The sequence below is a fragment of the Actinomadura sp. 6K520 genome, assembly GCF_004349245.1.
In the GTDB taxonomy this organism is placed as follows: Bacteria; Actinomycetota; Actinomycetes; order Streptosporangiales; family Streptosporangiaceae; genus Spirillospora.
Genome location: NZ_SMLC01000193.1, coordinates 1 through 12003 on the forward strand (window position 1 = coordinate 1; position 12003 = coordinate 12003).

Genomic DNA, 12003 nt, shown 5'->3' on the forward strand with positions numbered 1-12003 from the left:
GGGGCGGCGCGGGGGGTGGAGACGTTCTCCTCGACGCTGACGAGGTCGACGAACTCGATCCCGCCCGTCACATCGTTGATCTTGTACTTGTACCGGTCGAGGTTGTCGTAGACGTCCTTGCGGTGCCGGACGGCGACGAGTATGTAGTCGCGGTTGCCGGCGTGCAGGAGCAGCGCCCGGTACTCGGCGCTGATCCGGGCCGAGTAGAGACGGCTGTGGCCCTGGAGCTGCTTGAGCCGCAGGCCGCGCGCGTCGGGGTTCTTGCGGAAGTCGTGCTGGAATTCGTAGATCGCGCCTTTGACGACGCGCGGCAGCTTCTGGATCTCCTTGTCGGCCTTGTCGAGCAGCCGCAGCGTGGCCTCGCCCTGCGTGGTCATGGGTTCGCCGCCTTGATTCGTTCCGCCAGTTCGTCACAGTCCCACCAGGCCGCCGACCGGATCTCCCAGCCGGCCCTCGCGTAGGCGTGGTAGCGGCCGGTGGCCTCCTCATCGTTGCCCGCGAGGACGACGGCGACCTTGGCGTCCGGCCAGGCCAGCTCGGCCTGCCACGCCTGTTCGCCCAGTTCGTAGCCGACCTCGGGGGCGGGGACGCCGTGCGCCATCAGGCAGCGCGCGAGGTCGGCGAGGTGGGGTTCGTCGGGGTCGAGCAGGTCGAGGGCTTCGGCCCAGGCGCCGTCCGGCGCGGCCGCGTCGGGCGGCTGGGACGCCTCGGGCTCCGCCGGGGCCGGCGACGCACTCGCCGGGTGCGCGGCCCCCGCGTGCGGGTCGGGCCTGGTGGGTTCGGGTTCCGGCGGGCTTTCCCGGACGCTGCCGGGCGGCAGGTCGTCGGGGTCGAGCGGCAGCAGGCTGAGCGTCGACAGCAGGCCCGCGCCGCCCGTCACGGCGAGCGCGGTGGGGTCGAATCCGGAGAGGTCGGTGTAGGCGAGCTGCACCCCGTCGCCTTCCCCGTAGGACAGGAACTGGAGGAGGTTGCCCCAGTACAGCCAGGCGTGCCAGCGGCGGCGGTGGGCGTCCTCGTCGGTGGTGATCGCGGCGGTCCGGTCGTCGATGACGGCGAGGGCCGTCCAGGCGCGGGTGCGGGCGTTCGCGACGACGGTGAGGGGGCAGCCGGAGGCGTCCGCCGTGCGGGCGAGCATCAGGTCGCCGGGCGGTGGTTCGGGCAGGGCGTCGCCGCGGACGGCGGCGGTGAGCAGGTCGCCGATCCCGTCGGGCGAGGCGCGCCGCATCTCGGCGCCCGGCATGACGAGGCCGGTCACGGCCGCCTCGGCGCGGCGCCGCCAAGGGTCGGCGTCGGGGTCGGACAGGAAGGCCAGCAGCGTCTGGATCGGGTTGGCCCAGATCAGGTCGGCCAGCTCGGTCGGGTCGCCGCCGCCATCGAGGTAGCCCTCGCGTGCGCGTCCCTGCGCGATGCCCTGGTACGGGATCCAGGCGGGCGATTCGGGGAACAGGCCCCTCTCCCAGTGTTCGACGTCGTCCCAGGTGATCTGGAAGACGACGCGGCCGTGGGCGCGGAGGCGGGCGCGTTTGGCGGCGTCGCCGGCGAGCCGGTTGGCGTAGGGGGCGGCGTGGTAGTTGTAGCCGTCGAGGTAGACGGCGACTTCGAGGGGCGCCCCGTCGAGCCGTTTGAAGTAGACGTCGGGGCGGGTCTCCTTGATGGTGTTCTGCAGGATGACCTGCCAGTGGACGACGTCGTCCCCGGAGGTGATGCGCAGGTCGGCGGTGCGGCGGTCGTTGAGCCGGGGGCCGGAGCCGAGGGCGCGGCCGCTGCCGGGTTGGCGCGCCCAGCGCATCAGCGCGTCGAGGAACCGGGCCTCCAGTTCGCTTTCGACCTGGTTGACGAGGGAGATGTCGTCGGTGCTGGCGACGGACGCGGTCTCCCATTCCTCCAGCAGTTCGGCGAGCATTTCGACGGCGAGGCCGCGGTCGGCCTTGTCGAACTCCTCGCCCCGGACGTGGCGGAGAAGGCAGCGGTGGCAGGCGGCCTTGCCCTCTTCGTTGGCGCAGGGACAGTTGAACACGACCTCGTACGCCTCGTGCAGCACTTCGCGGAAGCCCGCCTCGGTCGACATGCGGTGCAGGTAGCCGGTGCCGCCGGGCAGCGTGTCGTGCAGGACGAGGAAGCGCCGCCGGTGCCCGCTGTGGTGCAGGTGGTCGGGCATGGTGGCGGTGGCGATCCGCAGGTGGGCGGGATCGCCGCCGTATTTCTGGGCGATCCCGGCCATCAGCGCGGCCTCGAACGTAACGGTCCGTTCGGGGATCATCGTGGTGGCGATGGGGACGAGGATCCGCAGCGCCTCGGTGTGCAGCTCGTGGGCGAGGATCAGCGGTTCGTGCTCGACGTCGCCGCCGCGCCGCTGGGGGCACCAGGGGCGGTGGTGGCTGCGGGACGCGTCGTATCCGGACGCGGTGCCAGTAGACCGCCCGTCCCCGTCGGGCGGGCCGCCGGGGGTGGCGCCGCCGCACGTCCGGCACACGTGGAAGGGGTTGAGGCGCCGCAGGTCTCCGGCGAAGGGGTCCCCGGCGGGCCGGTCCATGCGCAGCGACCCGAGGTTGAAGCGGCGGATGACGGCGCGGCGGGTGAAGTCGACGCCGAAGACCCGTTTCGCGTGCCGCCAGGCGCCGGGGGCGATCTCGTCGCGGGGGATGTCGACGGCGACGGCGGTCTCGTAGTAGCGGCGCTGCCGGTCGTCGTGGTCGTCGCGGATGCGGGCGTCGTCGCGCAGGTCGTGGGCGGTGACGCGGGTGGGGATGAGGACGGTGTGCAGGCCGCTGCTGTCGCCGATGCGCTAGTTGCCGCAGCGGGGGCAGGGGCTGTGGTCCTCGGCGGCGGCGGTGGTGCGGACGTAGCCGCATTCCTGGCAGACGCGCCACTGCCGGTAGGCGGGGCGCTGCGGGGTGCCGATGTCGAGGCCGGTGATCTCGTGGCGGTAGCCGCGGATGTAGAAGTGGTTGCCGGGGGCGAGTTCGGTGAGGGCGGTGGACGCGGACCGCTCGTATTCGCGGAGTTCGCTGTGGAAGCGCCGGTCGCCGCGCGCCCTGTTCGTCCGCTGCCGGTCGGCCCGCTGCGGGTCGGCGGGGGCGGGCGCCTCGTCCGCCTCGTCGCCGACGCGTTCCTCCCAGGTGAGGGTGGCTTCGAGCGCGGTGGAGGTGTCGATGAGGGAGTAGTTGGGCAGCAGCCCGAGTTCGACGAGGGTGCCGTGGGCGTCGCCGCGGCCGATCTCGCCGATGCGGGCCTGGACGGCGCGGCGTTCGGCGCGCAGTTCGCCGCGGCGGTTGCGCTGCTGCTGATCGGAGTCGATCATCGCGGCGATGGCGGCGTCGATGACGTCGAGGCGGGCGCGCAGGTCGGCGAGCCGCTCGTCCCAGACGCGGGTGGCGGCGGCGATGCTCTCCTTCAGGCCGGCGGCGGCGAAGTCGCGGAGCCGCTGGGCGGCCTCGTCGGTGACGCCGGTCTCGGGGTCGCCTTGGGCGAACAGGGCGAGGAAGTCGTCGGCGAGGGCGTCGCCTTCGGCGAGGACGGCGTCCTGGAAGGCGGTGAGCCAGCCGGATTCGCCGAACAGCGCGGACGCGAGCCGCGGCATCGGCGGCAGCCCGTCGAAGCGTTCTCGGGCGGCGAGGTCGGCGAGGTGCGCGAAGTACTGGCGCTGGAGGATCTCGACGGCGGACAGGTGGCAGCCGGGCGGGACGATGTCGCCCGCGATCATGTCGGTGGGGTCGGTGAGGTAGTACCGGTCACGGGGGTTGCGTCCGATGAGGGTGAGGAGGAAGGCGTTGCCGGTCTTGCGTCCGGCGCGTCCGACCCGCTGCACGTAGTTGGCGGGTGAGCGGGGAAGCGACGCGAGGACGACGGCGGACAGGTCGCCGATGTCGATGCCGAGTTCCAGCGTCGGCGTGCACGCCAGGACGTTCGGGTCGCTGTAGCGGGTGCCGTCGCGGAACTTCCGTTCGACGTCTTCGCGCTGCGGCCTGGTGAGCTGGCCGGTGTGCTCGGCGGTGATGACGCTGAACGGGCGGGCGCTGCGGTAGAGGCTGCGGTAGTAGTCGTTCTCGTACAGGTCGCTGCGGCGGGTGTCGGTGCCGAGGCGTCCGGTGCAGCGGTAGCGGGGGCAGGGCACCTCGACCCATTCGCGGAGGCGTCCGGGGTGGACGGTCTGCTGCCAGTTGCAGACGGGGCAGTACACGCCGGCGTTCTCGACCTGGTCGTCGTCGAGTTTGCGCACCTGGACGTGGCCGGGCCGGAGCCCGAAGACGGGGGTGGCGCCGTCTCCGGCGGTGCGGCGGGCGATGACGTCCTCATCGGTGAGGACGTTCAGCAGCCGGGACAGGTAGTGGCCGGACGCGCCGTGCTCGATGCCGAGGCAGCGGGCCGTCCAGTCCTGGAGCCAGCTGTGCCGCCCGGTGATGCCGTCGAATTCGCTGCGGTTCTTCGGCGCGCCGAGGACGAACCGCGGCGCGGCCAGGCCGCGCGGGAACGCGGGCATCCCGTCGGGGCGCTTGCCCCAGATGGTCATGTACCGCTTGGTTCCGGCGCCGTCGATCCACGCGTCGAGCCAGTGGTGCTTGATGGCGCCGCGCATCCGCATGCGTTCCAGCAGCCCGCGCACGTAGGCGACGTAGGTGTCGTGGCCGGGGAGGCCGGTGAGCGCGGCGGGCCCGGCGAGCTGGAGGTCGCGGGCGAGGTCGGCGATGCGGTCGATGTCGTCGACGGCGACTTCGGCGGCGACGGTGCGGGTGAGTTCCAGCGTGCGGCCCTGGCGGGAGCGGAGCCCGAACTCCAGGACGGACGCGAACGCGAGCCGCTCCCCGATCAGCGTCCAGGTCCGCGCGGACCCTTCGGATTCGCCGGCGAGGAGCGCGTCGACATCGTCGCGGTCGTGCAGGTCCGGCGGCACCACCGAGGGGAGGTACTCGGGGACGCTGGCCTCCTTGACGGTGTCGGAGATCAGCTCGTGCAGCGGCTTCGGCCCGTCGGCGTCGTCCAACTGGGACGCCAACAGCAGACGCAGTGAGAACCCGAACGACCGGTTGGCGACGAACCCGGCCCGGTGCGCGGCGTCCTGCACCGAGTCGTTGAACAGGAGGGTCTTGCGTTCCTGCTTCTCGAGCTGGCCGCCGGTGAACAGTTCCGTCACCGCGACGGACGCGAGCGCCGCGAGCCCGGAGCCGAGGAACCGCGTGCCCTGCTCCATGCCGCAGGCGGGGCAGCGGTCGTTCTCGGCGTCCCGGTTGCTCTCCTTGCTGTGGGAGATGTCGGCGAGGACGAACACGTCCCGGAAGTCGGCCTTGGCGGAGTTCTCCAGGTCTTTCGCCGGGTCGAGCGGCCGGATGTGCTGGCCGTTCGCGGCGAGCACGAGCACGTTCGGGCCGCCCTGCTCCCCCGCCGCCCGCGCCTCCACCTCGCGCCGCGTCGCGGTGATCAGCGGCCGGACGAGACGTTTCTCCGAGATGCCGGACCGGTAGATGCGCGCCGGTTCGGTGACGAGGTCCTGCGGGTCGCGTTCCGGGGAGATCGCCGCCCATCCGGACCGTCCGCAGTGGCGGCAGTACACGGCGGGCAGCGTCTCGCGTCCGCCGCCGGTGATGGTGGTCTCCGCGTCGAGCGGCGGCGGGGCCTCCCCGTACCAGGCGAATCCGGGCCGGGGGCCGACCGCGCGCAGCAGCCGCGTCACCGATCGCACCCACAGGTGCGTTTCGACGTGCAGGAACGGACGGTTCGGGTCCTCCGGGTCGCGCGCCTCGGACAGCAGCGCGACGAACCGCGCGAGCGCCGCCGCCGCGTGCATCGGGGACAGACGTATCGCCGTGCCCCAGCTGTAGGCGCCCTTGCGCGGGAGGAGTTCGAGGATCTCCCCGAGCGTGTGCGGCTTCCCGTCGAGGACTTCCAGGACGGCGCTGGTGAGGATGTGCTGCCGCAGGACCTTGCCGAGTTCCTGCGGGGTGAGCGAGTCCCGCCCGGTGACGGCCTGCATGATCTGCGCCATGGCCCCGTCGTCGCCGTGCGGGTCGGCAATGGCCGCGAGTTCCTGCGGGTCGGGAAGGGGCAGGGTGTAGTCGATCCCGGCCTCTTCGATGAACTCGTCGGTGCTCTGCCGGTCCTCCCCGATCACCGAGGCGGCGTCGAACGGAGTACCGAACACCGCCTCGGCGACCCGCCGGATCTCGGCGCCGTCCCCGCTCTCCCCCAGCGTCGCGCTCGTCGCGACCGGGCAGATCCTGCCGAGCGGCTTGCCGGGTTCGCTGTGGCCGAGCGCGGCCGCGAGGCGGCGGAGGAGCATCGCCACGTCGGTGCCCTGTGCGCCGTCGTAGGTGTGGAACTCGTCCACGACGACGTAGGCGAGGTCGGCGTCCTCCCAGAGCTGGAGGTCGTCGGCGCGCTGGAGGAGGAGGTCCAGCATCTTGTAGTTGGTGATGAGGATGTCGGGCCGCGACCGGCGGATCTCCGCCCGCTGCGTGTAGACGCGGGGGTAGCCGGTTTCGGGGGTGTCGCCGATGTAGAGGCCCGCGGTGACGTCGCCGAGACCGGGCTGCTGAAGGTAGTCGTTGAGCCGCTGGGCCTGGTCGGTGGCGAGGGCGTTCATCGGGTACAGGAGGACGGCCTTCACCCCCGTTTTTCCTTGCGTGCGTGCCCTGCGGCAGTGGTCGAGCACCGGGATCAGGAACGACTCGGTCTTGCCGGAGCCGGTCCCCGTCGTGATCAGCGTTGGTTCTGCCCGGTGGTTGAACGTCGTCAGGCGGCGGAACGCGGCGGCCTGATGGCGGTACGGGACGAACCCGGCCGGCGCCCATTGCAGCAGCCCCCGCCACCCGTCGCCCTCAACGCGGAAGGGGGTGCGGATGCGCAGGTAGGGGCCACGAAAGATGCCCTGCTCAGGATGGTTGAGGAAGCGATCCAGTCCTTCGCGGACCTGCTCGTCCGCCAGCGCGAACGTCGTCGTGAGGTACTGCGTCAGATTCCGCCGTACCTCATCGGCCGCCAACGTCGGCCTCATCTACACCGCCCCCTCGTCCATCCGCGACAGGCTATCGACGGTCGGTGACGGTCCCGGCCCGCTCCGGGCAGATCATCCTGGCCGTCAGCGGTCAGTGCCGCCGGAACCAATGGATGGTGTCTCGATGTTCATCACGGCGTTTGATCGTGTGGTGTCATGGCAAGGATGAGGTGCGTGTATTAGAATCCTTACCGACAGCACTCGCATAACCAATTACCGCAAGAAGTCCACCCTTATTGGACAGTGAGCGCGTGGAGATAGGACTGACGCCCGAGGCGATACTGCGACGGCATTTTCCGGCCTGGCGGGTACGGCGGCGCGATGATGGTCGCTGGGGGGCCGTACTGGACTCGTCCGCGGGTGCGCACGAGCGGATCGCCGTTCAAGGTTGGTCCGCGGGGGAGGTCGCCGCGTACATGGCGGCCGTGGAGGCCCGCCTGAGCACGGGCCGCCGTGGCTAGTGGCTCCCACCTCGGCGCCCTTGTGAGGTTCGCTTCCGGAGCTTGGTCAGGAAGGCGATGAACCGTCGTCCGGTCCGCCCGTGCGGGTCCCAGGAGAGGACCGGTTCGACGAACGACAGCGCGCCGAGCGGAGGGAAGATCGTTCCGGCGATGCTGACGCTCAATCCCATCGCTTGTCCGTAATTGGCACGGCGATTACCGCGCTGTACCGTGTCGCCCAGCAATTCTACGTACTGTTGCCGCGCGCTCTCTATGGCGGTCTCGATGTAGCGTTTGTAGTCCAACGTGTCCAGGACGTTGTGCTCGGCCTTCGTCACCACGTCGGCGACCATCGCACGGGTGGCGGGTTTGTATCGGCTCAGTTTGTCGATGTCGGCAACGGAAAGATGGAGAAGCGAGCCGACCGCGTGCATCTCCATGATGGTGGATGTGACGGGTCCGGTGATCGTTCCGGCGGCGGCGAGTCTGCGCATCGGTGCGGACAGAGCCATGGAGCGGTTGTCCGAGGACAGCAGGCAGTCGGTATCGAAGAAGCGGGCGAGCCCCAGCGTCCAGAGCGAATCCTGCAGGCTGACGAACTCCGAGATGCCGGAGATCATGGAGTTGGCGGGCTTCCCCACCCCACGCAGGAGATCGTCGCGGTAGATGGCCACCCCGGCGCGGACGCCGCGCTGCAACTGTTCGTGCGCCGCCGTGTCCAGCCGTTGGGTGACCGTCGCCGCCGGCCACCACTCGGCGGCGCGCACCTGCGGGGGTGCGGGGTCAAGGCTCCACCGGTGCAGATACCCCGCCTCGGCCAGTTCCGCGAGACGGGTCTCCGTCCGGCGTCGCTCTTCCGGGGAGAGCGCGGGACTGGGGCGGGCATAAGCCGGCAGGACGATCCCGTCGGCCAGCCAGACGATCGCCTGGATCATCTTTTCCAACTGCACGGGACCTATGTCGGTTCGATCGTTGTACAGCATCGTGATGCGGCGGCGCCGACGGGTCACGGCTCCTCCTCGGGGAAGGCGGCGAGCGCGCTCGGCAGGTCCCGGATGTAGAGGTGGTAGCTGGCCACGAAGTGGACGAAGAGGCCGAGGGGCAGCTGCAGCCTGTCCGCAACCCGCTGCTGGAGGCCGACCAGTGCCAGCAGGTTGGGGAGTTCGCCGTTCCACGCGTCCACGCTCCGGCTGCTCACCGTCAGGTTGAGCGCCTCTTCCCGGACGGAGAAGTAGAGGTGACAGTGGCCGGACGGGCTCTGCGCGGCCCCTGCCGGGAGGTCGCGCTCGGGGTGCCAGATCTGCGCCACCGCCCGGCGCGAGTTCGGGTTGTCCTTGAGCTCAGTGACGATCCTGCGGATCTGGTCGAGCTTCCGGCCGTTCGCGGCCGGCCAGGCGAAGAGGCGATCGGCGACGGTCGTGATCTCCGTCGGCCGACCGCGCCGGGTGCGGGAGAAGAGGCCGCCGTAGTCGGCGATGAGCTGCGGATCGACGTATCGATCCGAGATCCGCGGTTCTGCGGCAGGGTTCCGGACGCGCAGGACGAGCCCTTCGAACTCCATCGTCCCGCCCCCGGTGTCGGTGTCGATCACCGCCGCCCCGCGCTGGCGCAGGAGGAGCCTCATGCTGTCCTCCCAGACTTCGGCGATGGTGCCGCCGCTGACGGCGCCGTCACTCAACATGACACTCTCCGCGATGCCGCGGTGCTCCGGCGGGAGGCGAGCAGGTCACCATATCCTCATGTGCGCGAGCATCGGGAAGACCTTCTCGACCGTGATCGGAGTGAGTTCCCCGAAGACCTTCCGGAGGTCCGCCCGGCTGAGCCAGTTGAGCGCCGATATCTCACTTGAGGCTTGGGGTTCCCCATCGATCTCACCGCAGTACAGGTGGATGCGCAGATCACGGCCGTCCGGGGTGTACCCCTGCACGACGCCCAGATCGCTGAATTGCGTCACCTCGGCGTTGAGTTCTTCTCGGACCTCGCGACGCAGGGCCTGCTCACTGCTCTCGCCGACCTCCTGTTTGCCGCCGGGAAAGATCCAGTGCGCTTTGCCGTGCTCCCTCACCAGCAGCAGTTCACTTTCCGGCCACGAGCCCCGAGTGAGCAGAAGTGCCGATTTCTCAATCATGCGCATGATGCTAGTGCGTACATAGTGGAGTGTCCATCGCATCCGCAAGACTTATAACCTCGGTTCAGGTTCAGCGTGCGACCCTGTGATGGCTTGCGACATCGCGGGTTCAACTCGCCACGGTCTCCCATTCTGTCCACCCCGGTCGATCGACTTGTCATTTCAGAGATTAGCGGAATTTTCCGGGCAGGCGGCCGGTTTCCCCACAAGCGGTTCGATGTGGCGCCCGGGGGGCGGTCAGGACCTACGGAAGGCGAAGTCCAGCAGATAGCGTCGTGCACATTCGTTGAATTTCCATTGCAGTTCCCGACGTTCGATACACGACAATGTGTCACGGTCGTCTCTGGTCGCGGCGGTCCGGATGTCGGCCTCCAGGGTGATCAGCTCTCGCCCGACGGCCTCGCCCCGGCCCGACGGAATCCGCGGAAAATCTATGACTTCTGTTTCCTGACCGAGCACGCGCCGGGCCAGGTCGCGCTCGTTCGCGTAGATATGGAATGTTCCGGAGAAGTGCAGGTAATCACCTGGTTCGCAGTTCAGTGAGCTCGCGGTGAACTGATGAAGGCAGGAGAAGAGGAACGAGTCGTACGGAAGTATGGTGAGCGCCTGCTGGGCCCGCATCAAGGTCAGCCAGTGCAGCCGGCCGTCGCGAAGGAAGAGTTGCACGCCGGCCGCACATGGGTATTCCAACGACTCGTCGAGGTTGTCGGAATCTCTGATTATGGTGGCATAACTCCTCCTGCTGGCCGGATCCTCGGTCAACCGGTCGCGTATGGCGGAGAGTTGCCCTCCCTTGCCCCCCGGGCCGAACAAGCGTGCACCGAATGCTCCGCACATGGTCATGCCGTCGTCGGAGTAATCACTGGCGGACTTGCGGTAGTACTGGAGTGTGTCCAGGTCGTTCCGGCCGTCCAGCGTCCATGCCAGGAGCCCGAGCAGGTAGCTGAGATTGGTCGGCAGCGCCGCAGATGTGATCGCCTGCGGATGCCCCAGTCTCACCCGGAACTGCTGGGCGACTAATTCTATCCACGGCCGGTCGCCTTTTCCGAAGTTCGACGCCTTGGATTTTGCACCGAGGACAGAGGGCACCTGGGCGCCCTGTTCGAGCAACAACTGGATGCCGTTCCGGTAGGCGTCGACCAGTCCCCGTGTCATCGTGCTCTCCGCTTTCATGTCCGGCTCCGTCTCCGCACAATGCATTCGATCATTTCTGCCACACCGTCGTCGGCGTTCGATCTCGTGACCACATCGGCGTTCGCGCGCACGCGCGCCGGAGCGTTGGCGACCGCGACACCGAGTCCCGATCGAGCCAGCATCGTCACATCATTGGGCATGTCCCCGAATGAGATCACGTCGTCCGGAGAGATGTTGAGCATCGTGCACACGCGCAGCATCGCCTTGGCCTTGTCGATGCCTCTTCGGCTGACTTCGAGCAATCCGGCCGAACTGGTGGTGACGGTGACACGGAAGGTCTGTTCGAGTTCGTCCGCGTTGACATGGCCACCCGCAATCAGCACGCAGGCCGCGCGCTGCGTGGGAAGTTCCGGTCCGACCAGCGGCCAGAGGCTCTGATACACGGGTCCCCGGCCGTAGGGACCCGGCCATTCCGGATCGGCCAGTCGGTAACGCGGATAGTCGATGGCGATGGAGCAGCCTGGAAACTCGGTGCGGACGAATTCGACTAGGCCTCGTTGCAGCGCGGTGTCCATGAGCCAACTGAGGAGACCGCTTCCCAGTTGCGGCCGGTACGCGATAACCGCCCCGTTCTGGCAGATGACGGGGCCGTTGAGCGATAAGGATTTCGCTATTTCAACGATGTCACGCAAGGGGCGGGCGGTGGCGATGATGAAGTGGATGCCCAGTCGGTTCAGGCCGGCGATGGCTTCGGCCGTCCGATAACTGATCTCCGCCTTGTCGTCCAGCAGCGTCCCGTCCAGATCTGAGATGATCAGAGATATGTCGTGGCTGGGCGGTTCCGCTGTGAGCTGGGCGTTCATGAGGGCTTCTCCACAGCCGATCACTGGCTGGCGCCAGTTGCCGGTGTCGCCCGCGATACTACCGGCATGGTTCGGTCGGCGAGCACGGCTGACCGCTCTTGGACAAGAGATCCCATTTGTGGCCTAGTGCATATCCTTTCAAGTGAGTTATGTGCTCGGAGCCGCCGAGTGAAATCCGCTGAACCGGGCTTCGTGACTCGTCCGCGGCGACCGGTAGGTCTGCACCCGGAACCGGACGCGGCGGAGCAGGCTCATCCTCCGCCCCGGCATGGGAGGACACGGGCGGTATCCACCATGGGGACTTCGCACGTCCTGGCGCAGGCCGGGTCGGGCTCAGCGCCGTGGACTCCGGCGGGTGAGGGCGCGGCCGAGGAGGGAGGCAAGGGTGACGCCTGCGGCGGCCCCGGCCATCAGCGTCCAGGGGCGGCGATTGCGGGAGCGGTCGGGGGG

Annotated in this window: 7 protein-coding genes and 1 pseudogene; all 8 read right to left on the bottom strand. The window is 69.0% G+C overall.

The window, feature by feature from the left end:
- Positions 1-377, bottom strand: a pseudogene (locus E1289_RS31915) (DNA helicase); the annotation flags it as partial.
- Positions 374-2533: a DUF1998 domain-containing protein gene (locus tag E1289_RS39220; protein ID WP_207929282.1), complete on the bottom strand. Its 2160-nt coding sequence runs from the start codon at positions 2531-2533 to the stop codon at positions 374-376. The pseudogene E1289_RS31915 and the gene E1289_RS39220, both read right to left, overlap by 4 nt.
- A 252-nt stretch (positions 2534-2785) precedes the next feature.
- Positions 2786-6988, bottom strand: a complete 4203-nt coding sequence (locus E1289_RS39225; RefSeq protein ID WP_207929283.1) for a DEAD/DEAH box helicase — start codon at positions 6986-6988, stop codon at positions 2786-2788.
- A 457-nt stretch (positions 6989-7445) separates the two neighbouring features.
- Positions 7446-8438, bottom strand: a complete 993-nt coding sequence (locus E1289_RS31925) for a hypothetical protein (RefSeq protein WP_131986900.1) — start codon at positions 8436-8438, stop codon at positions 7446-7448.
- Positions 8435-9109 carry a thymidylate synthase gene (locus E1289_RS31930; protein WP_131986902.1) on the bottom strand — a complete coding sequence of 225 codons (675 nt, stop codon included), beginning with the start codon at positions 9107-9109 and terminating at the stop codon, positions 8435-8437. The genes E1289_RS31925 and E1289_RS31930 overlap by 4 nt, the downstream gene beginning before the upstream one ends.
- Positions 9110-9154: 45 nt before the next feature.
- A complete protein-coding gene (locus E1289_RS31935) occupies positions 9155-9556 on the bottom strand; it encodes an NUDIX domain-containing protein (RefSeq protein ID WP_165970684.1) in 402 nt (133 codons plus the stop codon).
- A 237-nt stretch (positions 9557-9793) separates the two neighbouring features.
- Positions 9794-10729: a thymidylate synthase gene (locus tag E1289_RS31940; RefSeq protein ID WP_165970685.1), complete on the bottom strand. Its 936-nt coding sequence runs from the start codon at positions 10727-10729 to the stop codon at positions 9794-9796.
- Positions 10726-11553: a Cof-type HAD-IIB family hydrolase gene (locus E1289_RS31945; protein ID WP_131986908.1), complete on the bottom strand. Its 828-nt coding sequence runs from the start codon at positions 11551-11553 to the stop codon at positions 10726-10728. Before E1289_RS31945 ends, E1289_RS31940 begins: the two co-directional genes overlap by 4 nt.
- Positions 11554-12003 lie beyond the last annotated feature (450 nt).